The 25,016-nt window shown below is 72.7% G+C and carries 20 protein-coding genes; 11 read left to right on the top strand and 9 right to left on the bottom strand.

Annotation, left to right across the window (positions count from 1 at the left end):
- Positions 1–4,645 (bottom strand): beta-ketoacyl synthase N-terminal-like domain-containing protein (locus tag ACFQO7_RS21780; protein WP_376808074.1); only part of this gene is annotated, 4,645 nt, incomplete at its 3' end.
- 252 nt (positions 4,646–4,897) lie between these two features.
- Here ACFQO7_RS21780 and ACFQO7_RS21775 point away from each other — a divergent pair.
- From ACFQO7_RS21775 to katG, 9 genes are all read left to right on the top strand, one after another.
- Positions 4,898–5,662: an SDR family NAD(P)-dependent oxidoreductase gene (locus tag ACFQO7_RS21775; protein ID WP_376808073.1), complete on the top strand. Its 765-nt coding sequence runs from the start codon at positions 4,898–4,900 to the stop codon at positions 5,660–5,662.
- A gap of 32 nt (positions 5,663–5,694) precedes the next feature.
- Positions 5,695–6,897, top strand: a complete 1,203-nt coding sequence (locus tag ACFQO7_RS21770) for a cytochrome P450 (protein ID WP_376808072.1) — start codon at positions 5,695–5,697, stop codon at positions 6,895–6,897.
- Positions 6,894–7,109: a ferredoxin gene (locus ACFQO7_RS21765; RefSeq protein WP_376808071.1), complete on the top strand. Its 216-nt coding sequence runs from the start codon at positions 6,894–6,896 to the stop codon at positions 7,107–7,109. The genes ACFQO7_RS21770 and ACFQO7_RS21765 overlap by 4 nt, the downstream gene beginning before the upstream one ends.
- A gap of 38 nt (positions 7,110–7,147) precedes the next feature.
- Entirely contained in the window at positions 7,148–8,620 is a 1,473-nt protein-coding gene (locus ACFQO7_RS21760; protein WP_376808070.1) for an MFS transporter, read from the top strand.
- A 275-nt stretch (positions 8,621–8,895) separates the two neighbouring features.
- Positions 8,896–10,509: an FAD-binding oxidoreductase gene (locus ACFQO7_RS21755; protein ID WP_376808069.1), complete on the top strand. Its 1,614-nt coding sequence runs from the start codon at positions 8,896–8,898 to the stop codon at positions 10,507–10,509.
- A gap of 57 nt (positions 10,510–10,566) precedes the next feature.
- Positions 10,567–11,358, top strand: a complete 792-nt coding sequence (locus tag ACFQO7_RS21750; RefSeq protein ID WP_376808068.1) for an SDR family NAD(P)-dependent oxidoreductase — start codon at positions 10,567–10,569, stop codon at positions 11,356–11,358.
- Positions 11,359–11,366: 8 nt separating this feature from the next.
- Positions 11,367–12,464, top strand: a complete 1,098-nt coding sequence (locus ACFQO7_RS21745; RefSeq protein WP_376808067.1) for an NAD(P)-dependent alcohol dehydrogenase — start codon at positions 11,367–11,369, stop codon at positions 12,462–12,464.
- 150 nt (positions 12,465–12,614) lie between these two features.
- A complete protein-coding gene (locus ACFQO7_RS21740; protein ID WP_376808066.1) occupies positions 12,615–13,040 on the top strand; it encodes a Fur family transcriptional regulator in 426 nt (141 codons plus the stop codon).
- Positions 13,041–13,063: 23 nt separating this feature from the next.
- Positions 13,064–15,340 (top strand): catalase/peroxidase HPI, encoded by a 2,277-nt coding sequence (gene katG, locus ACFQO7_RS21735; RefSeq protein ID WP_376808065.1) that lies wholly within the window; start codon positions 13,064–13,066, stop codon positions 15,338–15,340.
- Between the two features lie 47 nt (positions 15,341–15,387).
- Here the strand turns inward: katG and ACFQO7_RS21730 are convergent, their stop codons facing one another.
- Positions 15,388–16,467, bottom strand: coding sequence for a hypothetical protein (locus ACFQO7_RS21730; RefSeq protein ID WP_376808064.1), 1,080 nt, complete (start codon positions 16,465–16,467; stop codon positions 15,388–15,390).
- Positions 16,464–17,075 carry a flavoprotein gene (locus ACFQO7_RS21725; protein WP_376808063.1) on the bottom strand — a complete coding sequence of 204 codons (612 nt, stop codon included), beginning with the start codon at positions 17,073–17,075 and terminating at the stop codon, positions 16,464–16,466. The genes ACFQO7_RS21730 and ACFQO7_RS21725 overlap by 4 nt, the downstream gene beginning before the upstream one ends.
- Before the next feature lie 156 nt (positions 17,076–17,231).
- Between ACFQO7_RS21725 and ACFQO7_RS21720 the strand changes: the two genes are divergently transcribed.
- Positions 17,232–17,414 (top strand): hypothetical protein, encoded by a 183-nt coding sequence (locus ACFQO7_RS21720; RefSeq protein ID WP_376808062.1) that lies wholly within the window; start codon positions 17,232–17,234, stop codon positions 17,412–17,414.
- Positions 17,411–18,643: an RNA-guided endonuclease InsQ/TnpB family protein gene (locus ACFQO7_RS21715; protein ID WP_376808061.1), complete on the top strand. Its 1,233-nt coding sequence runs from the start codon at positions 17,411–17,413 to the stop codon at positions 18,641–18,643. Before ACFQO7_RS21720 ends, ACFQO7_RS21715 begins: the two co-directional genes overlap by 4 nt.
- 33 nt (positions 18,644–18,676) lie before the next feature.
- On the opposite strand, the gene ACFQO7_RS21710 is transcribed toward ACFQO7_RS21715, so the two are convergent.
- From ACFQO7_RS21710 to ACFQO7_RS21685, 6 genes are read right to left on the bottom strand one after another with little or no spacing between them, the layout of a single operon-like run.
- Positions 18,677–20,023 carry a SagB family peptide dehydrogenase gene (locus ACFQO7_RS21710; RefSeq protein ID WP_376808060.1) on the bottom strand — a complete coding sequence of 449 codons (1,347 nt, stop codon included), beginning with the start codon at positions 20,021–20,023 and terminating at the stop codon, positions 18,677–18,679.
- The gene (locus tag ACFQO7_RS21705; protein WP_376808059.1) at positions 20,020–21,177 is read right to left on the bottom strand and encodes a hypothetical protein; all 1,158 of its coding nucleotides are present in this window, start codon (positions 21,175–21,177) and stop codon (positions 20,020–20,022) included. Before ACFQO7_RS21705 ends, ACFQO7_RS21710 begins: the two co-directional genes overlap by 4 nt.
- Positions 21,174–21,680: a hypothetical protein gene (locus ACFQO7_RS21700; protein WP_376808058.1), complete on the bottom strand. Its 507-nt coding sequence runs from the start codon at positions 21,678–21,680 to the stop codon at positions 21,174–21,176. Before ACFQO7_RS21700 ends, ACFQO7_RS21705 begins: the two co-directional genes overlap by 4 nt.
- The gene (locus ACFQO7_RS21695) at positions 21,680–23,137 is read right to left on the bottom strand and encodes a hypothetical protein (RefSeq protein WP_376808057.1); all 1,458 of its coding nucleotides are present in this window, start codon (positions 23,135–23,137) and stop codon (positions 21,680–21,682) included. The genes ACFQO7_RS21700 and ACFQO7_RS21695 overlap by 1 nt, the downstream gene beginning before the upstream one ends.
- The gene (locus ACFQO7_RS21690) at positions 23,134–23,757 is read right to left on the bottom strand and encodes a TOMM precursor leader peptide-binding protein (RefSeq protein WP_376808056.1); all 624 of its coding nucleotides are present in this window, start codon (positions 23,755–23,757) and stop codon (positions 23,134–23,136) included. The genes ACFQO7_RS21695 and ACFQO7_RS21690 overlap by 4 nt, the downstream gene beginning before the upstream one ends.
- A complete protein-coding gene (locus tag ACFQO7_RS21685) occupies positions 23,736–25,001 on the bottom strand; it encodes a YcaO-like family protein (protein WP_376808055.1) in 1,266 nt (421 codons plus the stop codon). Before ACFQO7_RS21685 ends, ACFQO7_RS21690 begins: the two co-directional genes overlap by 22 nt.
- Between the last annotated feature and the right edge of the window lie 15 nt (positions 25,002–25,016).

The following is a 25,016-nucleotide window of genomic DNA, read 5'->3' as shown; positions in this document are numbered from 1 at the left end:
CCGGCGCACCCTTACCGACCACACCACCAGCAGTGCCGTCGGCGACCGCCCGCAGACCGGACAGCAGCTCGTCACGATCGCCGCCGACGACCACCGCACGGTGCTCGAACACGGTCCGGGTGAAGGCGAGTGACCACGCCAGATCCGTGGGATCGGGCGACTCTGCCGCGACGTGATCGTGCAGGGCGAGTGCCTGGGCCCGCAGCGCCTCGGCGCTGTGGCCGCTGACGACGATCGGGGCGACGGGGAGTCCGGCGGGACGGGCGTCGGCGGGCTGCTCGTCCTGTGGGGCCTGTTCGATGATGACGTGCGCGTTCGTGCCGCTGATGCCGAAGGACGACACCGCCGCCCGGCGGGGCCGGTCCAGGTCAGGCCATTGCTTCGCCTCGGTCAGCAGCTCGACCGCGCCCGACGACCAGTCCACGAACGGCGACGGGTTGGCAGCGTGCAGCGTCTGCGGCATGACTCCGTGGCGCAGCGCCTGCACCACCTTGATCACACCGCTGACACCGGCCGCGGCCTGCGCGTGCCCGATGTTCGACTTCAACGACCCCAGCCACACCGGTCGGCCCTCGACCCGGCCTTGCCCATAGGTGGCCAGCAGCGCTTCGGCCTCGATCGGATCGCCGAGCTTCGTGCCGGTGCCGTGGGCCTCGACCAGGTCCACGTCCGCCGACGACAAACCGGCCGAGGACAGCGCCTGCCGGATCACCCGCTGCTGCGAAGGACCGTTCGGCGCGGTCAACCCGTTCGACGCCCCGTCCTGGTTCACCGCCGAACCCCGTACCACCGCGAGCACCCGGTGTCCCAGCCGCCGGGCATCGGACAGCCGCTCCACCAGCAGCATCCCCGCACCCTCGGCCCAACCGGTCCCGTCGGCCTCCGCCGAGAACGCCTTGCAGCGCCCGTCCGGCGACAGCCCACGCTGGCGGCTGAACTCCAGGAACATGCCGGGAGTGGACATGACGGCGGCACCACCGGCCAGCGCCATCGAGCACTCGCCGCGACGGACCGCCTGGACGGCGAGGTGCAGTGCCACCAGCGACGACGAGCACGCGGTGTCCACGGTCAGCGCCGGGCCGACCAGCCCCAGCTGGTAGGCGATGCGGCCGGACAGGATGCTCGGGGTCGCGCCGGTGAGCACGTAACCCTCGACGGACTCGGCCGCGTCGTGCATGCGCGGCCCGTAGTCCAGCGGCGACGCGCCGACGAACACGCCGACCGTGTCGCCGTGCAGCGTGGTGGGGTCGATGCCGGCCTGCTCGACGGTCTCCCAGGCGGTCTCCAGCAGCAGCCGCTGCTGCGGGTCCATGGCCAGGGCCTCACGCGGCGAGATGCCGAAGAACTCGGCGTCGAACCGGTCGGCGTCGTGCAGGAAACCACCCTGCCGGGTGTGCACGGTGCCGGTGGCCGCCGGGTCGGGGTCGAACAGCGCGTCGAGGTCCCAGCCCCGGCCCTGCGGGAACTCGGAGACCGCGTCGGTCCCGGTGTACACGAGCTGCCACAGCTCGTCGGCCGAGGTGACGCCGCCGGGCAGCCGGCAGGCCATGCCGACGATGGCGACGGGCTCGTCCGAGGCGTCGGTGAACCCGGGTTCGGCGTCCGCCGCGCCGTCGGTGAGGAAGTCGATCAGCGCCTGGACGGTCGGGTAGTCGAACAGCAGGCTGCCGGGCAGCGCCCGCCCGACGGCGGCGGCCAGGGCGTCGCGCAGCTCGACCGCGCCGAGCGAATCGAGCCCGAGTTCCTTGAACGGAGCCCTCAGCGGCACGGCGGCCGGGTCGGTGTGCCCGAGGACAGCGGCCACGTGCGCGAGGACCAGCCCGGTGACGGCCGCGCGGTCAGGAACAAGCGCACTCGGCACCGCACCGGCCGGGACCGGTGCCCCGACCGTCGACGCCTGCCCGGGATGCGCTGCGCCGCTGGGCCCTTCCGGCGAGCTCGGCACGGCAGTCGCGACCAACCGCGAACCCGGCCCGGCGGTCGACGTCAGCCCCTGGGCCGGTGCGGTGGCGGTGTCGAGCCAGTGGCGCTCGCGCTGGAAGGCGTAGGTGGGCAGCGGGACCCGGCGGGCCCCGGGGTAGATCCGGTCCCAGTCGAGTTCGACGCCGCGCACGTGCAGCCGGGCAAGCGCGGTGGCCACGCTCACGGGCTCGTCTCGCCCGGCGCGCAGGGCCGGAATGGCGACGGCGTCGGAGCCGTCGGGCACGCAGTCGCCGGCCATCGCGGCGAGCACCCCGTCCGGGCCGCATTCGAGCAGCGTGGTCGCGCCTTCGCCGACCAGGGTGCGGACGGCGTCGGCGAACCTGACGGCCTGTCGCACCTGGCCGGTCCAGTAGTCCGGGTCCGATAGCTCCGCGGCGGAGGCGAGGTGGCCGGTGACCGTGGAGACCAGCGGAATCTGCGGCTCGGCGAACGCGAGCCCGGCCACGACGTCCCGGAACCCGTCCAGCATCGGGTCCATCAGCGGCGAGTGGAAGGCGTGGCTGACGGTGAGGCGGCGGGTCTTGCGGCCGCGCTCGCGCAGCTCACGGCAGGCGGCTTCGACCTGCTCCTCGGCTCCGGACAGCACGACGGCGCGGGGGCCGTTGACGGCGGCCACGGCGATCGGCCCGGCGACCCCGGCCAGCAGTTCGCGGACCTCGTCCTCATCGGCCTGGACGGCGGCCATCGCGCCACCGGCGGGCAGCGCCTGCATGAGCCTGCCCCGGGCGGCGACGAGGGTCGCGGCGTCGGTCAGGGACAGCACCCCCGCCACGTGCGCGGCGGTGATCTCGCCGATCGAGTGCCCGCTCGCCAGCGCGGGCACCACGCCCCAGGACTCGACGAGGCGGTACAGCGCGACCTCGACCGCGAACAGGGCGGGCTGGGTGAAGCCGGTGTCGTCGAGCCCGTCGCCGGACTCGATCACCGAGCGCAGCGACCGGGGCAGGTGCGGGTCGAGGGCGGCGCAGGCGGCGTCGAACGCGGCGGCGTATGCCGGGTGCGCGGCGTACAGCTGCAGGCCCATGCCGACCCGCTGCGCGCCCTGCCCGGTGAACAAGGCGGCGAGTTTGCCGCCGACGGCCTGGCCGGTGTGGACCTGTCCGGCGGGGGTGCCCGCGGCCAGCGCCGCCAGCCCGGCGTGCAGCTCGTCGGGGGTGGAGCCGACGACGACGGCGCGGTGCTCGAACGCGGTGCGCGTGGCGGCCAGCGACCAGCCGACGTCGGCGACGCCCTCGGGTGCGAGCTCGGCCAGCGCGCGGGCCTGGTCGCGCAGGCCGGGCGTGGTGCGCGCAGACAGCGGCCACACGCCGACCGGCGCGTGCGCGGTGGTCGGAGAGGTCGGGATCGCGGGCGGCTCGCTGAGTACGAGGTGGCAGTTGGTGCCGCCCATGCCGAAGCCGCTGACCCCGGCCAGCAGCGTGTCGTCCGGGCGGGGCCAGGCCGACAGCTCGCGCGCGACGGACAGGCGCAGCTCGTCGAGCGGGATCGCCGGGTTCGGGGTCTCGTAGTTGAGGCTGGCCGGGATCTTCCGGTGGTGCAGCGCGAGCGCGGCCTTGATCAGGCCGGTCACGCCGGCCGCGCCCTCCAGGTGCCCCACGTTGGTCTTGACCGAGCCGACGAGCAGCGGCCGGCTCGGGTCGCGGTCCGCGCCGAGGACCGCGCCGAGCGCGGCGGCCTCGATCGGGTCGCCGACCCGGGTGCCGGTGCCGTGCAGTTCGACGTACTGGACCTGGGCGGGGTCGACCCCGGCCGCGGCGTACGCGTCGCGGAGCACCGCGCGCTGCCCGTCGGCGCTGGGGGTGGTCAGGGTCTCGCCGACGCCGTTGTTGACCGCGCCGCCGCGGATGACGCAGTAGATCGTGTCGCCGTCGGCCAGCGCCGCGGCCAGGGGCTTGAGCAGCACCGCGCCGCCGCCCTCGCCGCGCACGTAACCGTTGGCGCGGGCGTCGAAGGCGTGGCAGCGGCCGTCGGGCGACAGCCCGCCCCACTTGCTGGAGATGATCGAGGTTTCGGGCAGCAGGCTCAGATTCACGCCGCCCGCGATGGCGGTGTCGGACTCGCCCCGGCGCAGGCTCTCGCAGGCCAGGTGCACGGCGACCAGCGACGAGGACTGTCCGCTGTCCACGGTGAGGCTGGGGCCGTGCACGCCGAGGAAGTGCGACAGTCGGCTGGACAGCACGCTGCGCTGCACGCCCGGGGCGGTGTGCTGGGAGGCGGTGGGCACGCCGTCGCGGTAGACGAGCCGGGCGTAGTCGTCCCAGATCGAGCCGACGAACACGGCCAGGCGGGTGCCGCGCACCGAGGCGGGCAGCACGCCCGCGTCCTCCAGCGCCTCCCACCCGAGTTCGAGCACGAGGCGCTGCTGCGGGTCCATGGCCGCGGCCTCGCGAGGCGAGACGTGGAAGAACGCCGCGTCGAACCGGTCGACGCCGTCCAGGAAGGATCCCCACTTCGAGGTCATCCGGCCGGGTGACGACGGGTCGGGGTCGTATGCCGCCGCCGCGTCCCAGCGGTCTGCCGGGACCTCGGTGACGGTCTGCGCTCCGTCGCGCAGCAGCCGCCAGAAATCGCGTCCGGACGCGACGCCCGGCAGCCGGACCGACATGCCCACCACTGCGATCGAGTGCGCGTGCCCCGCGTCGGGATCAACAGTATGAGTCATTCTCTCCGCCCCACCATGAACAGCGATGCCGAACCCGTGACACCGAGATGTCTATTGAGACACAGCAATGGCAATAGGCTGTCCGGGAAACCGTCGCGAGGACAACCCCTACAAATCCCCTAATGCGCATAGGGGTGTCCGTTGTTACGCTCCCGGATATCTCATTCGGCGTCCCCGGTGATGTGCCGTGGGCGCGGTATTCCGCCGCGGGCGCCAGCTTTGGCCGTCCACATCCTCCGGAGCGTTCACGTCATGGACCTTGGCCTGAAGAACAAGGTGGCCGTCGTCACCGGTGCCAGCTCGGGCGTCGGCCGCGCCACCGCCCTGGCCCTGGCGGCCGCCGGCGCGCGTGTGCTCGGCACGTACCACAGCAACCCGAACGGCACGAAGGAACTGCTGGAGCAGGCCGAACGCGCGGGCACCGAGGCCCTGGCGACCCGGCTGGACCTGGCCGACGCCGGGTCGATCCAGGCGGCGGTGGACACCGCGGCCGCGCGCTGGGGCGCGGTGCACATCCTGGTCAACAACGCGGTGGCGCTGCCGCCGTTCCCGGCGCACGGCGAGCTGTTCGAGCATGCCCCGCCGCAGCGCTTCGTGGACTCGCTGACCAGCAACCTCACCGGGCCCTACCTGCTGAGCCGGGCGGTGGTCGGGCACATGCGGGCCGCGGGCTGGGGACGCATCGTGCACGTGTCGTCCACGTTCGCCGAGGACGGCTTCCCGGGGCGGGCGCCGTACGCGGCCGCGAAGTCGGGGCTGCACGGCCTGACCAAGGTCATGTCGCGGGAGCTGGCCCGCGCCGGCATCTACACCAACGTGGTGGTGCCCGGCTTCATCCCGGCCGACGGCCAGCCGCAGTCGCTGATCCAGTACGCGTCGGCCGCCGCCGCGACCAAGCGCACCACCTCCGCGCAGGACGTGGCCAACACGATCGCGTTCCTGTGCTCGGCCGCGAACTCCAACATCACCGGCCAGGTGGTCCGGGTCGACGGCCACTTCCTCACCCCCGCGCCCTGATCCCACCGCTCGCCCTGGAGGGCCGATTCGCCATGAACGACGAGAACGAGGCCGGGGAGCTGCCCGAGCTGCCGATGACCCGCGAGTGCCCGTACCACCCCCCAGCGGCGTACGAGGAGCTGCGGGCGATCGGGCCGGTGACGCGGGTGCGCCAGTTCGACGGCCGTCCGGTGTGGGCGGTGACCGGCCATCTGGAGACCCGTGAGCTGCTGTCCAGCCCGCACATGTCGGTGGACCGGTTCCACCCGAACTTCCCGATGCCGATCCCGGCGCTGACGCAGCTGCAGAGTTCGCGTACGCCCGCGATCGGGGCCCTGATCCGCACGGACCCGCCGGAGCACACCCGGCAGCGCAAGGACATCCTGCCCAGCTTCACCCTGAAGAAGATCGGCGTGCTGCGGCCGCGCATCGAGCAGATCTGCGCGGACCGCCTCGACGCGATCACGGCCAAGGGACCGGTCGTCGATCTGGTCGAGGAGTACACCAAACCCGCCGTGGCGATGGTGCTGTCGCAGCTGCTCGGCGTCCCGTTCGCCGACCGGGAGTACTTCGAGGACCTCACCTACCGCCGGTTCGATCCGGCGCAGGTGGTGGACGCGCTGGCCGACCTGACCGACTACCTGTCGCGGCTGCTGCGGGCCAAGGAGACCGACCCGGGCGACGGCCTGCTCGACGATCTGGTGGCCAAGGTCCTCGCCGGTGAGCTGGAGCGCGACGAGCTGGTCAAGTACGCGCTGGTGCTGGTGATCGCCGGGCAGGAGACCACGGCCAACACCATCGCGCTGAGCGTGCTGACCCTGCTGGAGCACCCGGATCAGCTGGCGCTGCTGCTCGACGACCCGTCGCTGTGGCCGAACGCGGTCGAGGAACTGCTGCGCTTCCTGGCCATCACCGGCGGGCTGTCCCGAGTCGCCACCGCCGACATCCAGCTCGGCGACCTCACCATCGCCGACGGCGACGGGCTGATCTTCCTCAACCCGGGGGCCAACCGGGACGAGGCCCAGTTCGAGCGGCCCAACGAGCTCGACGTGCGGCGCACCGTGCGCAACCACCTGACCTTCGGTTTCGGCATCCACCAGTGCATCGGGCAGAACCTGGCCCGGGTGGAGGTGGAGATCGCGCTGCGGGCCCTGTTCACCCGCATCCCCGCCCTGCGGCTGGCGGTGCCGATGGAGCAGATCCCGATGCGCCAGGGCCTGGTCTTCGGCATCGCCGAGCTGCCGGTGACCTGGTGAGCGGCGCGAGGACGCTGCTGCCCAGCGGCGACGCCACCCGGTGCATCGGGGCCGGGCAGTGCGTGCGGACCGCACCCGACGTGTTCGACCAGGACGACGGCGGCACCGTCGTGGTGCTGGTCGCGGAGGTCGACGAAAGCCACCGCGCGCTGCTCGACGAGGCGGCCTACCTGTGCCCCGCGTCGGCCATCAGCTTCACCGAGCGGGGCTGAGACCAGCCCCCTCCCGTCCCGGACTTGAGGAAGAAGAGATGACGACAACCGACGCGGTGACCAGCCCGGAGCAGACCGGGCGCGGCCCGTCGAGCCGCTGGACCGGCCTGGCGGTGATCTCGCTGGCCCAGCTGATGGTCACCCTGGACTCGACCATCGTTGCGGTGGCGCTGCCCTCCGCGCAGCAGGACGTCGGCCTGACCGACGTGACCCGGCAGTGGGCGGTCACCGCGTACGCGCTGACCTTCGGCGGGCTGCTGCTGCTGGGCGGCCGGATCGGCGACCACATCGGACGCCGCCGCTCGCTGATCATCGGCGTGGCCGGGTTCGCGCTGGCCTCGGCGCTGGGCGGCGCGGCCGGCAGCGCCGAGACGCTGCTGGCGGCGCGGGCGCTGCAGGGCGTGTTCGCGGCGCTGATCGCCCCGGCGACGCTGTCGCTGATCAGCCTGACGTTCCTGGATCCGAAGGAGCGGGCCAGGGCGTTCGGCATCTTCACCGCCACCTCGATGTCGGGCGGCGCGACCGGCCTGGTGCTCGGTGGCGCGCTGACCACGCTGCTGGACTGGCGCTGGTGCCTGTACGTCAACCTGCCCATCGCGGCGCTCATCCTGGTCGGCGCCTGGCTGACCGTGCCGAGGACGGACGGACGGCACGAGGCCAAGCTCGACGTGCCGGGAGCGGTGCTGGGCACCCTGGGTCTGCTGTCGCTGATCTACGGCCTGGGCGAGGCGGCCAACCTGGGCTGGTCGTCCCCGGTGATCATCGGCGCGCTGCTGGTGGGCGCGCTGCTGCTGGCGACCTTCGCGGTGGTGGAGTCGAAGGTGAGTGCGCCGCTGCTGCCGCTGCGGGTGCTGACCAACCGCAACAGCGGCGGGGCGTTCCTGGCCATGGCGATCTCCGCGTTCTGCATGCTCGGCATGTTCCTCGGCATGACCTACCAGTTGCAGTCGGTCATGGGCTACAAGCCGATCCAGGCGGGTCTGGCCTTCCTCGCCTACATCGTCACCGCCGCGATCTACTCCACGCAGGTGGCTCCGAAGCTGCTGCTGCGGGTGCGCCCCGGAATGATGATCTCGGCGGGGCTGGTCGTGTCCGCGATCGGCCTGCTGCTGCTGACCCGCCTCACACCGGAGTCGACGTACCCGGTGGACATCCTGCCGGCGCTGCTGCTGTTCGGCATCGGTGTCGGCAACATCGCCGTGCCCATCTTCAGCACCGCGATGTCGGCCGCCGACGCCCGTGACGCGGGCATCGTGTCGGCCGTGGTCAGCACCTCGCAGCAGATCGGCGGCTCGATCGGCACCGCGCTGCTGAACACCGTGTCCGCGGTGGCCGCCGCGGGATACCTGCTCGGCAATCCGACCGGCGCCGACCCGGAGGCGGCCGCGATGGTGCACGGCCTGGCCGTGGCCTGCGCGGTCGCGGGCGGGGTCGCCCTGGTCGGCGCGCTGGCCGCCCGGCTGCTCATCGTGATCGACCCCCGGCGCAAGAAGGAAGCCGCAGCAGGCTGACCCCATCCGCAGCGGCCCCCCGGAATTGTTCGATTACCGACAGGAACCATTCCGGGGGCCTTTTAGCACACGGCCGCGACAGCATTCCGCAAGCCATTGGTCACCGAGCGGTGATAAGCACGGGAAATGGGGTCCCATAGGGGTTTGTTAGGGGTCGACTCGACCGTGACAATGCGTGATCCTCGCCTTGGCGCAAACGCCTCTCCATCGCATTAGGAGAATCGTTCGACAAAAAGCGCCACGACCATTCCCTCGACCCCTCGAAGGACTCACGCATGTCCAGGCTCAGCCGAAGAATGCTCATCGCCGGAGCGGGTTCCGCCGCGGCCGGCCTCGCCACCGGCGTCGTCGCCGCGCCGGCGGCCGCGCACGACCCGGGCGAGCTCCCGCCGGGGCTGACCACGATCACGCCGGCCGACCCGCGTTACGCGGACACGCAGCTGCGCGGCTACAACAAGCGCTTCGTCGGCACGCCCGAGGCCGTCCGCATCGTCGGCAGCACCGAGCACGTGGTGCAGGCGGTCCGCGAAGCGGTGCGCGGCGGCAAGCGCATCGGCGTCCGCTCGGGCGGGCACGGCCTCGACGGCCTGGTCGACGACCCCGCCGTCAAAATCGTCATCGACTTCACCGAGATGCGCGACATCGCGTTCGACCCGGTGCGCAACGCGTTCACCATCGAGCCCGGCGCGACCCTGGGCCAGATCTACCGCACCCTCTACTACGGCTGGGGCGTCACCATCCCCGGCGGCGTGTGCCCGGCGGTCGGCGCGGGCGGCCACTTCGTCGGCGGCGGCGTGGGCCCGCTGTCGCGGCAGTACGGCCTGGTCGCCGACCTCGTCGTCGCCGTGGAGGTGGTGACCGTCGACGCGGCGGGCATCGTGCGGGCGGTGGTCGCCACCGACAACCCCGCCGACCCCAACTACGACCTGTGGTGGGCGCACACCGGCGGCGGTGGCGGCAACTTCGGCGTGGTCACCAAGTTCTGGCTGCGCCAGCCGGGCGTACGGTCCACCAACCCCACCCAGCTGCTGCCCAAGGCCCCCGGCGGTTACCTGGTCGGCCGGGCCATCTGGAACTGGTCCGACATGACCGCCGACGCGTTCCGCCGGCTCTGCGCGAACTTCGGCGCCTGGCACGAGCAGAACAGCGCCGCCGGCTCGGCGGGCGCGGCCCTGTACGCGTCGATGATCGCGCCGCGGATCGAGAACGGGAAGATCCTGATCTCGGGCCAGGTCGACCCGAGCGTGCCCAGCCAGGTCACGCTGCTGGACAGCTTCCTCGCCGCGCTCGGCGTGGGCGTCGGCCCGACGCCGCTGATCGTGAAGACCCCGGTGCAGCCGTGGCTGCAGCCGACCATCTCCGCCCCGGACACCGCCGTGTCCATGGGCATCCTCGGCCCGCCGCGCTCGAAGACCAAGGGCGGCCTGCTCAAGAAGCGCTACACCGACGAGCAGATCGACATCGCGTACCACCACCTGACCCGCGCCGACTACGCGCACAAGGCGTCGGTGTTCACCATCGCCTCGTACGGCGGCCGGATCAACGCCCTGGCCCCGAACGCGACGGCGACGGCGCACCGCCGCTCGATCATGCTCGGCTCGGTCTTCAGCTGCTGGGACGTGCCCGCCGACGACCAGCGCCACCTGGACTGGAACCGGGCGTTCTTCCGCGACCTGTACGCCTCCACCGGCGGCGTGCCCGCGCCGAGCGACGCCAACGAGGGCTGCTACATCAACTGGCCGGACGTCGACCTGGTCGACCCGGCCCACAACGGCAGCGGGGTGAGCGCGCTGGAGCTCTACTACGGCGCGAACCTGCCCCGGCTGCGGCGGGTCAAGGCGAAGTACGACCCGTGCGGGGTGTTCCAGCACACCCTGAGCATCCGCTGATCGACGGTGGCGCGGCGGTCCTCCCGCCGCGCCACCCCTACCCGGAACGGAGTGCCGATGACCGAACACGGCCCCCACCACGGCAAGGTCGCCGTCGTGACCGGCGGCGCGGGCGGCATCGGCGCCGCGTGCGCCGAACGCCTCGCCCGCGGCGGCGCGCACGTCGTCGTCGCCGACATCGACACCGAGCGCGGCAGCGCCGTCGCCGCCCGGATCGGCGGTGAGTTCGTCGCCGCGGACGTCACCCGGCTCGCCGCCAACACCGCGCTGTTCGACACCGCCGTGGCCCGGTTCGGCCGGCTCGACGTCGTGCACCTCAACGCCGGGATCATCGGCGGCACCACCCCCGGTGACGGCTTCGACCTCGACCGCTACCGCCACATCGTCGCCACCAATCTGGACTCGGTGGTCTTCGGCGTCCAGGCGGCCCTGCCGCACCTGCGCGCCACCGCCGGCGCGGTCGTCGTGACGGCCAGCGCCGCCGCGCTGCGGCCCTCCATCGAGGTGCTCTACTCCGCGACCAAGAGCGCCGTGATCGGCCTGGTCCGCTCGCTGGCCCCGGTGCTCGCCGCGGACGGGGTCACCGTCAACGCGCTGTGCCCCGGCCTTGTCGACACCCCGATGATCACCGCTCGCCAGGAGGCGATCCGCGCCGCGGGCGTGCCCGTGGCCGATCCCGCGCTGGTCGCCGACGCGCTGGAGGCCGTGCTGGCCGGCCGTGGCACCGGCGAGGCGTGGCTGGTCATGGCCGATCGTGACGTCGCCCCGTTCCCGTTCCCCGACCTGCCCGTGCCGGGCGCGCACCGATTGCGCTACCGCGACGGCGTCCTCGTCACCGACCACAGCTAGGAGAGACCATGTCGACCAGCCGTGCCGCCGTGCTACGCGCCAAGGGCGGGCCGTTCGCGATCGAAGACGTCCAGGTCGAGGAACCGCGGCCCGCCGAAGTGCTGGTCCGGGTCGTCGCCACCGGCCTGTGCCACACCGACCTGCTGGCCCGCGACCAGGTCATGCCGCCCGGTCCGCCCGCGGTGCTCGGCCACGAGGGCAGCGGCGTGGTCGAGGCCGTCGGCGCGGGCGTGCGCTCGGTGGCGGTCGGCGACCCGGTCGTGCTCGCCCCGGCGAGCTGCGGGCGCTGTGTGAACTGCCTCGGCGCGCATCCCATGCAGTGCCGGACCTTCCTGGGCCTCAACCTGCGCGGTCGCCGCCCCGACGGCAGCACCGCCTATCGCGGCGCGGACGGCGCGGAGCTGGGCGGCCACTTCTTCGGGCAGTCCTCGTTCAGCGGGCTGGTCGTCGCCGACGAGCGTTGCGTGGTGCGGGTGCGCCCGGACGCGCCGCTGGAGCTGCTCGGGCCGCTGGGCTGCGGATTGCAGACCGGCGCGGGAGCGGTGTTCAACGTGCTGAAGCCGCGACCGGCGGGCAGCATCGCCGTCTTCGGCGCGGGCGCGGTCGGCCTGGCCGCGGTGATGGCGGCGGCCGTCGCGGGATGCCGGGACATCGTCGTGGTCGACCTGCACCCCGGGCGGCTCGCGCTGGCCGCCGAACTCGGCGCGACCGCCGGATACGACGCCGCGGACGACGACGTGGTCAAGCAGATCACCGAGGCGACGGGTGGCGGGGTGGACCACGCCGTGGACGCGGTGGGGCTGCCGCAGACGGTCCGTAACGCCGTCGACGTGCTCAACGTCGGGGGCAGCGCGGCGGTCGTCGGCTCGGCGGGCACCGGGCGGGAGGTGTCGCTGGACATCTCGCGGCTGTTCGGCCGCACGGTCACCGGCGTCGTGGAGGGCGACAGCGTGCCCGGCATCCTCATCCCGCAGCTGGTCGACCTGTTCATGGCGGGCCGGTTCCCCCTCGACAGGCTGATCACCCGGTACGGCCTCGCGCAGGTCAACGAGGCCGCCGCCGACGCCGCGGCGGGGCGGGTGGTCAAGCCGGTGCTCACGCACTGAACGCGAAATTCGCCGTCCGCAGCGTGTCCGGCACCGGGTGCTCCGCCCCGGTGCCGTAAAAATGCTGTCAAGAGGGCCTAATTAGCGCGACACAGCCTGCAATCTCCGAAGTTAACTTGAATCGGTCAAGATTATGGCAATATTGGGCAGGTGACGGGCTTCGAGGCGCAGCTGCGGGCGGTCTCCCTGCGGGTGACCAAGCCCCGGCTGGCGGTGCTCGCCGTGCTCGGCGACCATCCGCACGTCGACACCGAGACGGTGATCGCCCTGGTGCGCGCCGAGCATCCCGCGGTCTCCCACCAGACCGTGTACGACGTGCTGCGCGCGCTCACCGAGGCGGGCCTGGTCCGGCGCATCCAGCCTGCCGGCGCGGTCGCCCGCTACGAGTCCCGCGTGGGCGACAACCACCACCACGTCGTGTGCCGCTGCTGCGGCGTCATCGCGGACGTCGACTGCGCGGTCGGCGAAGCCCCCTGTCTCACCGCGTCGGACGACCACGGCTTCGTGGTCGACGAGGCGGAGGTCGTCTACTGGGGCGTCTGCCCCGGCTGCGCGACCGTGCGAAGTTCCCAGTGATCGGCCAGTTCGGAGGAAGCAGAATGAGCGACACCCAGGACAACACGCCTGCCAGCGCGCAGGGTGTGGACCAGAAAGCGGCGGCCGGCTGCCCGGTCGCGCACGACTCGGTGACCGCGCACGGCAGCGAGAGCGAGAACCCGGCGATCCCGTCGCCGACGCCGAAGACCGGCGGCCGCCCGCGCACCAACCGCGACTGGTGGCCCAACCAGCTCGACCTGTCGGTGCTGCACGCCCACTCGGCCAAGGGCAACCCGCTGGACGAGGACTTCAGCTACGCCGCGGCGTTCGGCAAACTCGACGTCGAGGCGCTCAAGCGCGACATCACCGAGGTCCTCACCACCTCGCAGGACTGGTGGCCGGCCGACTTCGGCCACTACGGCGGCCTGATGATCCGGTTGAGCTGGCACGCCGCGGGCACCTACCGCATCCACGACGGGCGCGGCGGCGCGGGCGACGGCGGGCAGCGCTTCGCCCCGCTCAACAGCTGGCCGGACAACGCCAACCTGGACAAGGCCCGGCGGCTGCTGTGGCCGGTAAAGCAGAAGTACGGCCAGCAGGTCTCCTGGGCCGACCTGCTCGTGCTCGCGGGCAACGTGGCCCTGGAGTCGATGGGCTTCAAGACCTTCGGCTTCGGCTTCGGCCGCGAGGACGTGTGGGAGCCCGAGGAGATCTTCTGGGGCCCGGAGGACGCCTGGCTCGGCGACGAACGCTACGTCTCCGAGAAGGAGATGGCCGCGGGCGTCGGCGCGACCGAGATGGGCCTCATCTACGTCAACCCCGAGGGCCCCAACGGCAACGCGAACCCGGCCGCGGCGGCGCACTTCATCCGCGAGACCTTCGCCCGCATGGCGATGAACGACGAGGAGACCGTCGCGCTCATCGCCGGCGGCCACACCTTCGGCAAGACCCACGGCGCGGCCCCTGCCGGCGACCACATCGGCCCGGAGCCGGAGGGCGCGCCGCTGGAGGCGCAGGGCCTGGGCTGGCTGAGCAGCAACGGCACCGGCAAGGGCCCTGACACGATCACCAGCGGTCTCGAAGTGACCTGGACCGACCGGCCCACGCAGTGGAGCAACCGCTTCTTCGAGATCCTGTTCGGCAACGAGTGGGAGCTGACCACCAGCCCCGGCGGCGCGAAGCAGTGGGTCGCCAAGGACGCCGAGGCGATCATTCCCGACGCGTACGACGCGGCCAAGAAGCACAAGCCGACGATGCTCACCACCGACCTGTCGCTGCGCGTCGACCCGGCGTACGAGAAGATCTCGCGCCGGTTCCTGGCCAACCCCGACGAGTTCGCGCTCGCCTTCGCCAAGGCCTGGTACAAGCTGCTGCACCGCGACATGGGCCCGGTCAGCCGCTACCTCGGCCCCTGGGTCCCCGAGGCCCAGCTCTGGCAGGACCCGGTCCCGGCCGTCGACCACCAGCTCGTCGGTGACGCCGACATCACCGCGCTCAAGGCGAAGATCCTGGAGTCCGGGCTCACCGTCGAGCAGCTGGTCACCACCGCCTGGGCCGCGGCCGCAAGCTTCCGGTACACCGACCGGCGCGGCGGCGCGAACGGCGCACGGCTGCGCCTGGAGCCGCAGCGCAGCTGGGACGTGAACCAGCCCGCGCAGGTCGCGAAGGTCCTGCAGACGCTGGAGGGCATCCAGTCCGAGTTCAACGCGGCCGGGGGCGCGAAGATCTCGCTCGCCGACCTGATCGTGCTGGCCGGCTCGGCCGCTGTGGAGAAGGCGGCGCGCGACGGCGGGTTCACGGTCACGGTGCCGTTCCGGCCGGGCCGCACCGACGCCACCCAGGAGCAGACCGACGTCGAGTCGTTCAGCGTCCTGGAGCCGCAGGCCGACGGGTTCCGCAACTACCTGCGGCCCGGCGAGAAGCAAATGCCGGAGGTGCTGCTCGTCGACCGCGCGTACATGCTCAACCTGACCGCGCCCGAGATGACCGTCCTGGTCGGCGGCCTGCGCTCGCTCGGGGCCAACGCCGGTGGCACCAAGCACGGCGTGTTCACCGACCGGCCCGGCGTGCTCAGCAACGACTTCTTCGTCAACCTGCTCTCCCCCGGCACCCGCTGGAAGGCGGCGGAGACCGGCGAGCACGTGTACGAGGTCCGCGACGTGTCCACCGGCCAGGTCAAGTGGACCGCCACCGCGGTCGACCTCATCTTCGGCTCGAACTCGCAGCTGCGGGCGATCGCCGAGGTGTACGCCAGCCAGGACGCCCGGGAGAAGTTCGTGCGTGACTTCGTCGCCGCCTGGACCAAGGTCATGGAACTGGACCGCTTCGACCTCAACTGACCGTGCCAGTGTGGCCCGGCCGATCCACAGTGATCGGCCGGGCCACGTCAGCGAGCCGTGGGCTCCGCTTTCGCCGTCATGTAGTCGAGCCGGGCCAGCAGGTGCCGGGCGACCTGCTCGCCGGTGGTCCACTCGAACGCCGGGTCGGGCCGGCATTCGGCGCGCATCGCCTGGTTCATCAGCCGCCACTGCTCGGCGGGCGACACCGTGGCCTCGGCGTGGGTGGTCATGCCGGCCTCGCTCATCGCCTTGACGCGCAGCCCGAACGAGTCCGGGTAGGACACCGCCGGATGGGTCATGGCCAGCACCGGGATCCGGTTCCACACCAGGTCGCAGGTGACGGTGCCGTTGGCGTTGGTCACCACCAGGTCGGCCGCGGCGTAGTACTTCTCCGGTTCGGCCGTGAACCCGGCCCAGACGACGTCGGCGGCCCGGTCGGCGGGCACCGCGCAGAACGGCTCGGCCAGCACGAACAGCCGATGACCGGGCGGCGCGTGGTCCAGCCAGGCGCGTACGGTCAGCTCGGCGATCGCCGCGTTGTCGACCATCCGGGTCATGCCCCCGATGGTGAGCACCACGACCGTCTCGGACTCGGCCGCCCCGAGTCCGGCCCGCGCCGCCTCCCGGCTGACGCCGAAGTCCGCCACCACCGGGCCGAGCGCCTGGATCGGCCTGGTGACCCCGAACGGGCCGGGGTGCGCGACGGAGAAGTCCAGCAGCAGGATCTCCCCGGCCTGGTCCAGGATCGGATCGGACTCGGGTGCGCCCAGCTCGGAGTAGAACCAGTCGGTCAGCAGGATGGCCCGTCGCCGCCACTTCTTGACGCAGAACACCAGCGACCACACCACCTCGTCGGCGACGACCAGGTCGGGCGGGTCGTGCTCGCCCATCAGCTCCCAGACCCGGGCCCCGGCCGCCGGGGTCATGTCCTCGTGGTCGCCGATCCCCATGTCGATGCAGCTCTCGCCGTACAGGTCCAGGTAGACCGCGGCGCTGCCGGAGGCCATCACCTGGATCGCGACGTCGGGCCGCTGGGCGCGCATGGCCCTGATGATCCGCAGGTCCCGGGCGGCGTGGCCGAAGCCGTGGCCGCGGGCCAGGAACAGCACTCGTGGGGCGGAACTCACGCGGTTTCCTCCTGGAGCCGGTGACGCAGCAGTTCGGCGGTGCCCAGCGCGGCGGTGAACGGCGGCGGCCCGTACGCGTCGTCGCGGCCGGTGGTGAAGCTGCGCACCGGCACGGGCGGCAGCACGGTGACCGTGGGCCGCTGCGCCAATGCGGCGACATGCGCGGCGGTGACGGGGCTGTCCCAGCCGCCGGGCGGCAGCGCGGGGGCTACGACGACGGGTGCGGTGCTGCACTGGATCGCGAGCAGGCTGGGCGAGTCGGCCAGGCCCACCGCCAGCCGCGCGAGGTAGTTCAGGCTCGCCGGATACACCAGGACGGCCTGCGCCCACTGCTGCCAGGTCACGTGCACGGCCTCGGCGGCCGGACCGGCCCACTCGTCGACCACGGCGGCCCGGCCGGTGATCGCGCCGGCTGCCGTCGGGGTGAGAAACTGCAGCGCCGACCGGGTCAGCACGACCTGCGTCTCCAGCTGCGGGTAGGCCAGGCGCAGCCAGGCGAGGTCGCGGGGCAGGAAGGCGGCGTGCAGCGAGCCGGTCGCGACCAGCAGCAGCCGCCGGAAACCCAGCGGTGGCAGCCGGGGCTCGACGGAGGGGGCCAAGTCGTCCATCAGGACTCCTTCGAGGGGACCACCGGCTTTAGCCGGTGGGGGAATCGAAGGCCCCTTCGGGGCGGCCCGGCGCAGCCGGGACGACCGCATCGCACGCATGCGCACGGCCCGGGGCCCATAATCGTCGCATGTGGACAATATATGTATAGTCGATCGGTGTCCGCGACCAGGATGGTCCGCCGATTCTCCGGCGGCGTGTACGACCTCGGAGGCCACATCGTGTGGTGCCCGAAGTACCGCCGCGCGGTCCTCGGCGGACGTGTCATGCAAACGGTGCACCAGCACATCGACACCCGGCGGGAACGGCCGTGGCGCAAGGCGAAGCAGGACGGCCCGTGATCCGCGCCTACAAGTTCCTCCTGCGCCCCACCGCCCGCCAGGAGCAGGCAATGACCGAGATGCTGGCAGACCACTGCTCGCTGTACAACGCCGCCCTCCAGGAACGCCGTGACGCCTACCGGCACGCGTCGAAGACCACGATCCGCTACGGCCAGCAGTCCGCCCAGCTCAAAGACATCCGCGCCTTCGACCCCGAACGGCAGGGCCGCTGGTCGTTCTCCTCCCAGCAGGCCACCCTGCGGCGGCTGGACAAGGCGTTCGCCGCGTTCTTTCGCCGCGTCAAAGCCGGCCAGAGCCCCGGCTACCCCCGGTTCAAGGGCACCGGGCATTTCGACACACTGATGTTTCCGAAAGACGGCGACGGCTGCCGCTGGAACAGCACCCCTGACCACGCCCAGACCCGGGTGCGGCTGCAGGGCGTCGGGCACGTGCGGGTCCACCAGCACCGGCCGGTCAACGGCCGGGTGAAGACCGTATCGGTCAAACGGGAGGGCCGCCGCTGGTACCTGGTCCTGTCCTGCGACGACGTCACAGCGCAGCCGCTGCCACCCACGGGCGGCATCGTCGGTGTCGACATGGGCACCGTGCACTTTTTCACCGACTCCAACGGCGCCCACGAGCCGAACCCGAAGTTCCTGCACACGATGGCCGACGAGCTGGCCGCGGCCCAGCAGCACCTGGCGACGTACCCGCAGCGCACCAGACGCCGCACGAAAAAGCACCGGGCCGCCGCCCGCAAGGTCGCCAGGTTGTACGGCAAGATCCGCCGTCAGCGCCTCGACTTTCACCACAACACGGCACTCAAGCTCGTGCGCCGCCACGACGTGATCGGGCACGAGAAGCTGAACATTGCGGGCATGACCAGAAAGCCCGCGCCCAAGCCCGACCCGGAGCAGCTCGGCGTGTTCCTGCCGAACTCCGCCGCCGCCAAGGCCGGGTTGAACCGCAGCATCCTCGACGCGGGTTGGGGACAGTTCCTGGCAATCCTGGCGAACAAGGCTGAGAGCGCCGGTCGCCGAGTGATCCCAGTGGACGCCCGCAACACCTCCCGCACGTGCCCGCCCCAGATCGGCGGCTGTGGGCACGTCGCGAAGGACAACCGCGTCAGCCAAGCCAAGTTCGAGTGCGTCAACTGCGGTCTGGTGGAGAACGCCGACCGGGTGGGCGCGCTCAACGTGCTCTACAGGACCGGGCTGGTCCTCTGCGCCGGTGGTCATCCACCGACGTAGGAAGCCCGCGCGTTCACGCGTGGGTGGAGTCACTCACACATCCTCTCCGGGAAGGGAGCCGATGACGATCTCGGCCACCGCGGACACCTCGGCCGGATCGAGGCCGGTCGCCTCGGCGAAGTCGGCGGCGTCGCCGCTGCCCACGGCGCATGCGCCCAGACCCATCGCGGTGGCGCACAGGTACACCGACTGCAGGGCCACGCCGGCGTTGCGCAGCGTCAGCGAGTACGCCAGGTCGCCGTACTTGCGGGTGGTCCGGTCGCCGCGGGCGGCGAGGCTGATCAGCACCTGCGGCACCGACACCCGGTTGAGGGCCAGGTAGGCGGCGTTGATCAGCCGGACCAGCGGCACCGTGTCGCGGTTGACGACGGCGAGCGCATGCCGGTCCGGCAGGTAGCGGTACACGCCGGGGGCCAGGCCCTGGCAGGCACGGACCGTGAGGTAGTGGTCGAGTTCGTGCATCGCCCCGGCCGACGGCGCCGGCCGCAGCGTGAAGGAATAGGACCGGTCGTCGGCGGGGTCGGCGGGCAGCCGCTGCTGGACCCGGGCCACCCGGTGCAGCAGCTCACCCAGCTGCGTCAGGGTCAGCGGCGTGCCGCCGAAGCGGCGCACCGAGCGGCGGGCCTCCATGACCTCGGCCAGCGGCGGGTCGGTACGGCGCAGCGCTGCCAGGTCGGGCACGGGCAGCGCGATGTCGGTGTCGACGGCGGGCTCCGCGGGCGGTTCGTCCAGGTCGCCCACCGGTGTGCGCAGGTCGGCCAGCCCGTTTCTACTGCGGGTGTGTGTCCACACCGCGTGTGGCGGGCGTCCGGCTTCCGCGCCGGGCGCGGCGACCATGCCGACCGCCGCGAGCAGCCGCAGCAGCTGCTCACCGCCCGGGGCGAGCCCGGCGACCGTCGCCGCGACGGCCGGCGTGCACAGGCCCGCCACCACCGCCGCCAGCGCGGGGCGATGCAGCTCGACGACCGTCCCGTCGCGGGCCGACTCGACGACCGCCCGGCCGTTGAGCCGCCGCAGCAGCGCGTACGGCGACAGTTGAACCGTCTGCTCCCCGGCCGTCTCGGCGTCGGGCCGCACCTCGGCGAGCCGGGAGCGGAACCGGGCGGTGGCCACGTCGCCGTGCCCGTCGGAGCAGCCCAGGGTGATGACGCCGGCGACGAGCAGCCGCCGGACCAGCAGGTCGAGCTGCCCTTCACCGAGCGGCACCTGCTCGCGTACCTGCTGCCAGGTCGCGGGGCGGTGCAGCGCCGTCAGGACGGCGGCCACCGACCCGTCCGCGTCGTGCAGGGCCACCGGCTCGCGGTCGGGGCCGGTGATCAGCAGGTCGGCGGACGTGGTGGGGTCGACGGTCAGCTCGCCGTCCCGGCGCAGGGTGATCATTTCCGGGCGTGGCGGTATCCGGCCCGGACGGCGTCGAGCATGAGTTCGCCCAAGGGCTGTTCGAGGCCGTCGAGCACGTCGCGGGTGGCGACTGGGTGCAGATGCGCCTGCGGCAGGGTGGTGAACGCGCGCCGCACCACCGGGTCCGCCAGCAAGTTCGCCAGGGCCGCCTCGTCGGTGACCGGGAACCGGCTGTGCAGCGGCGTGCCGTCAGGCCGGTAGAGCCGGACGGACGGCAGGGTCAGGCTGACGCCGATCGCGAACGGTGTCAGCCACAGCCGGTCGAGCAGTTCGTCAGTCAGTTGCGGGTGCTGCCGCCGCCACGGGTCGGTGTGCTCGCGGGCGAGTTCCGTGACCGCAGCGGGGTCGAGCCCGGTGTCGGCGAGCCACTGCTCGGCGGCCCGGATCGACCAGGGCATTCCCCCGTCCTCCAGCGGCTTGCGCAGCGCGAGGTACGGCCGGGAGCCGAAGTCGGGCATCTGGTAGTGCGCGAACGTCGGCAGCAGGTCGGCCACGCCCAGCAGCGTGTCCGGGCGGGGCGGCACGTCGTCGGCGAAGCAGGCCGAACGGCGCGGGCCCTGGTGGAGGTTGCCGGTGAGGCTGTCCGGGGAGTCGTGGTCGACGAGGTTCGGGATGCGGCAGATGGCGGCGACGTGCCGGTCGCGGAGGAAGTTCATCAGCGCGACGTCGTCGGTCGGGGTCCACTCGCGCTGGTTGCGGGTGGCGGCCTCGCCGAACTCACGGGCGATCCGGGCGGGCAGGACCAGGGCCACGCTCGGCACGTACTCGTCCACCACCCCGGCCCAGGTCCCACCCGCGAGGGCGGCCATGCGCAGGTGGTGGGCGGTCATCGAGGTCCACTCGGTGAACAGCGCCAGGGCGGCGTCCGGGTGCTGCGCGATCGCGGCGTGCACGGCGTCGGCGAAGCCCCGGCACGGCACCGCGTCGTCCTGCAGCACCAGGTGGTGGGTGGCGTGTTCGGGTACGAACGACCAGGCCACGGCGGCGGTGCGCAGCGACGACGGCGGCCCGTGCGGGTCCGGGTCGACGACGATGTCGGGTTTGAGTTCGGGCAGGCTGTCGGCGAGCGCCTCGGCGCGGGCGAGCCGGCTCGGATGCGCCATGATCACAGTGGACAGTTGGTAATCGGTCACGGTTTTTCCTTGCCGGTGACGGTGGTCAGATGGGTCGTCGCGGTGTCCAGTGGCCAGGCGATGGTCTCGTCGTCGCAGGTCACGTGGTGCAGGCTGCCGCCGAGCAGAGCGGCCAGGTGCGCCGACACGACTCCGGCGGCGACCGCGAGTGCCCGGTAGTCGGCGGGCGAAGCGGTGGCCGGGCCGCCGAGCAGCACGGCCACGTCGGCGTCGAGGTGCGCCAGCGGCGGCGGTTGCGCATGGACCTGGTGCAGAAGCCCGTCGGCATCGACGCGATAGGTGCCGGCCGCCGCGCCGGCCGGGCCGAGGATGGCGACGCAGGCCGTCAGCGGCTCGGGTGACTGTGCCAGCGATCGGATCACCGCGGCCCCGAAGGCGTCGTCCGTTGCCGGTGGCGGTGTCAGGGATCGAACCGCCGCGGGCCCGATGCCGGGAAGGCGCGGCCCGGCGAAGTCCAGGCGCACCGCGGCGCTCAGGGTGGTGTCCTTGGGCTGGATGGGCATCAGGGCCGCTCCGGGTAGATTCCGACGACGGCCGCGAGGTGTTCGCCGCCGTCGTGCAGTTCCAGCAGGTCGGCCAAGGCCGGGTCGACGGTGTCGGCGAGCACGGCGTGGTGTCCGGTGGCGACGGCCGCGACCGCCCGGCCGGCGGCCAGGAACGCCCGGCGCAGACCCTGCTCGGCGTATGCCGAGGTCAACCGCGTGGTGGCGGCGACGAACACGAGCACGGCGGCCGGGTCGTCGGGCAGTCCCGCGATCGGCGGGGTGGCACCGAGGTCGCCACGGGTGGCGATGAGCGACTGTGTAGACGGCGACCAGCGGTAGACCGGGTGCGGCAGTCCGTGCACGCCGAGCAGGTAGGTGTCGGCATACGGCCGGGCCGTCGCCGACGGCAGCAGGGTCCGCAGCCACGGCGGCGCGTCGCTCAACAGGATCCGGGGCGAGGACGCCAGGTCGGTGTCGGCCGTGGCGGGAATCGCCTGGTCCCCGGCGACCTGCCAGGACACCCGCCGATTGAGCCACTCCAGCTTTCCGAGCACGCCGTCGCCCGCCATGGCGCAGGTCCCGCATGCGGCCGACGGGGTTACTTCGTAGACGCTGCGGCGCAGGTCGATCGTGTCGATGCGGTGCAGACGGCGGCCGGTGACCGGATCGGCGAGCCGGGTCAGCAGGCCGACGGCCTCCGCCACGGCCAGCCCGCACAGCAACTGTGCCGCCGCCTGCCCGAAGCCGGGAGCCCCGGTGGCCCTGCCCTCGGTGAGGAAGCAGTCCGGGCAGGCGGTGTCCGCGCCGGTGAACAGCGGTCCGAGTTCGACGGTGCGATCGTCGCCACCGACCCGCAACACGGGCACACCGGTCGCCGCGACGGAGGCGAGCTGGTCGTCGGTGGCGATGGCCAATGCCGCGGCGCGGAAAGGGTCAGCGGCACGGGGTTCGCGCAGGGTGCCGGTGCCGACGCCCGGTAACGCTACGGGAATGCCGACGCGGCTCGGGCTGGTGCCCAGAACGGCCAGGTCCGTAGTGACTGTGCCGATGCCGGACAGGGCGAGGTCCGTGCTGAGCAGTTCGCCCAGTGGGCCGGCCACGGCGACGACGACGGTGGCCTCGGCCAGTCGATCGCGCAGCGTCGCCAGCCGGTCGTGGCTTCCGGAGGCCGCCAGGGCGCGGGACCGGAAGGCCTCGGCGGCGTCGCCGGGTTCGGCGGGTCCGTCGTGGAGCAGCCCGCTGCGGTGCAGCAGCGCCACTGCCTGCGCGACCTGCGCGATGGGTGCCTCGGCTGCCTCGGCCACCGCAGCCAGGTCGGTGCGGCCGTCCAGCAGCGGCAGCAGCCGCGGCAGCAGGTCGCGGGCGGCGGCTCCGGTGAACAGCCGCCGACTCGGGCCGCCCTCGATCAGCAGCCCGTCGGCGGTGTCCACGACGGCCAGTCCGGCGGCCAGCGCGGGACGCCCGAGGCGGCTCATGCGAGCGCTCCTTCGGGCAGCCGGTTCGCGGTCTCGGCAAGGATCGCGGCCAGCCGGGGGTCGCCCCACGTGTCGGCGCTGCCGCAGCGCGGGCAGCCGTGCCTGGCGATGACGTCGACCCGGCTCACCAGCATGGTGGACAGGTCGACCATGGTGGTCATGCCCGGCTGTGGGCTCCGCAGCATGAGCTGCACGAGCGCCTCGGCACTGCGGAGGTGGTGCGGCAGGTGGCCGTACACGCCGCATTCGTCGTCGGCACGGTACGCGGCCAGCAGCGCGGCGCGGTGCCGCGCCTTCGGGTCGTGCTGCTCGCGGCGGAAGCCGTAGCAGTCGTAGCAGGGACCGCCGGGGGCCACCCAGGGGCCGACGATCAGCCACGGGTGTTCCACCACGACGGGCAGCCAGCCGATCCCGGCCCGCGACGCGAGCTCGTCGAACCGCCGGGCCCGGTCCGGTTCGGGCCGCCACGACACCAGCACCATCGCCCGCACGCCGCCCGGTTCGGGCCGGTCGGCGTCCAGTGCGCTCGCGCCGGCGGCCAGCAGGCGGGCCTGCACGGCGTGGCCGAACTCCCCCACGGCGGCGACCGCCGTCTCGGTCAGGCGAACGGTTGCGGCCACGGGTTCTGCTCCTGTTCGGGGGAGGCGGGCACGCCCATCGCCGCGGGCGCCTGGGTCAGTCGCGGGTGGGCGCGGAACTGCGCCAGCGGGGCCAGGGACATCGGCTGCAGCTGCGGCACCACCACGGTCAGCGCGACCAGGCCGACCCGGCGCAGCTCGGCCGAGGTCCGGTCGACGCACACCGCCTGCGCGCCGATCCGGCGCAACCGCCCCAGCACCACCGCGAGCGCCTCGGCCGGATCGGCGGGCAGTTCCCGGCAGTCGTCCGAGGTGGGGCGTCGGGCGAGGTCCTCGGTGAGGAAGGCGAAGGCTTCGGCCCGCTGCGCCACGGCCATGTACCGGGCGCCGTCCATGATGTCGGTGAACCGGGTGTCGCCGTGCACGGGCGCGGTGCCGTGCGGGAACAGCTGCCGGATGTTGGCGATCTCGATGAGGGCCTTCTCCGCCGCGTCGGCCAGGGTGCGGCCGGTCGCCGCGCCGACCAGGTTCGCGGCCTGCGCGTCGTGAGGCGCCTGCTGCAGCGCGTACACCGTCGGGACGCCCAGGTCGGTGGTGGCGTTGAACAGCACGTTGTCCAGGAAGCGGCGGCGGCCGTGGTCGAGCAGGTAGCGCACGTCCGGGCTGAACCCGGCGGGGCCGAGCAGCGGCAGCCGCAGCCGCCGCAGCCAGGTCAGCGCGATGGCGTCGCGTTCGATGACCTCCAGCAGCCCGCCGAGCAGCGCGCGCCGCGGTTCGACGTGCACGGCGTGCCCGGTGGAGATCTGGAACACGAAGCGCTCGGCGGGTTCGGGGTGCAGGCCGTAGCAGGCCATGACGGCGGGCACCCAGGTCGGCTCGCCGGACATCAGGTCGGTGCCGCGCATCCAGCGGATCTCCGCGGCGGGGTCGGCCGGGACGACGGGGCAGCCGGGGTGTGCGTACTCGGCTTCGGAGCAGCGCGGCAGCGAGGCCAGGTCGAGGACCGTGCCGGGCAGGTCCGCGGCGATCGCCCGCACGGTGTCGGCTTCGGGGTAGCTGCCCACGTAGCGCTCGGCGGCTTCGGCGATCGCGACGGTGGTGGCGAGGCCGGCGTCGAAGCCGCGGCCGGTGCCCAGCTGCGGGTTGCCGTCGTGGTGGCCGGTGTGCGAGTCGCCGCCGGCGGCGACCACGTGGCTGAGCCGGTCGAGGCCGCGGTCCGGCAGCAGTGGCCGCAGTCCGCTGACCACACCCAGCGGGCTGACCAGACTGGCGAGATCTGCGCTCATTGACATTCCCGAAAC

This window comes from Catellatospora aurea (assembly GCF_042663325.1).
GTDB lineage: Bacteria > Actinomycetota > Actinomycetes > Mycobacteriales > Micromonosporaceae > Catellatospora > Catellatospora aurea.
This window is presented reverse-complemented; position numbering and strand designations above follow the sequence as displayed.

Bases quoted from the DNA above. Each gene is read 5' to 3' on its own strand.
- ACFQO7_RS21775 (WP_376808073.1), top strand. From the start codon at position 4,898: ATGGACCTTGGCCTGAAGAACAAGGTGGCCGTCGTCACCGGTGCCAGC.
- ACFQO7_RS21770 (WP_376808072.1), top strand. From the start codon at position 5,695: ATGAACGACGAGAACGAGGCCGGGGAGCTGCCCGAGCTGCCGATGACC.
- ACFQO7_RS21760 (WP_376808070.1), top strand. From the start codon at position 7,148: ATGACGACAACCGACGCGGTGACCAGCCCGGAGCAGACCGGGCGCGGC.
- ACFQO7_RS21755 (WP_376808069.1), top strand. From the start codon at position 8,896: ATGTCCAGGCTCAGCCGAAGAATGCTCATCGCCGGAGCGGGTTCCGCC.
- ACFQO7_RS21750 (WP_376808068.1), top strand. From the start codon at position 10,567: ATGACCGAACACGGCCCCCACCACGGCAAGGTCGCCGTCGTGACCGGC.
- ACFQO7_RS21745 (WP_376808067.1), top strand. From the start codon at position 11,367: ATGTCGACCAGCCGTGCCGCCGTGCTACGCGCCAAGGGCGGGCCGTTC.
- katG (WP_376808065.1), top strand. From the start codon at position 13,064: ATGAGCGACACCCAGGACAACACGCCTGCCAGCGCGCAGGGTGTGGAC.
- ACFQO7_RS21725 (WP_376808063.1), bottom strand. From the start codon at position 17,075: ATGGACGACTTGGCCCCCTCCGTCGAGCCCCGGCTGCCACCGCTGGGT.
- ACFQO7_RS21710 (WP_376808060.1), bottom strand. From the start codon at position 20,023: ATGATCACCCTGCGCCGGGACGGCGAGCTGACCGTCGACCCCACCACG.
- ACFQO7_RS21700 (WP_376808058.1), bottom strand. From the start codon at position 21,680: ATGCCCATCCAGCCCAAGGACACCACCCTGAGCGCCGCGGTGCGCCTG.
- ACFQO7_RS21695 (WP_376808057.1), bottom strand. From the start codon at position 23,137: ATGAGCCGCCTCGGGCGTCCCGCGCTGGCCGCCGGACTGGCCGTCGTG.
- ACFQO7_RS21685 (WP_376808055.1), bottom strand. From the start codon at position 25,001: ATGAGCGCAGATCTCGCCAGTCTGGTCAGCCCGCTGGGTGTGGTCAGC.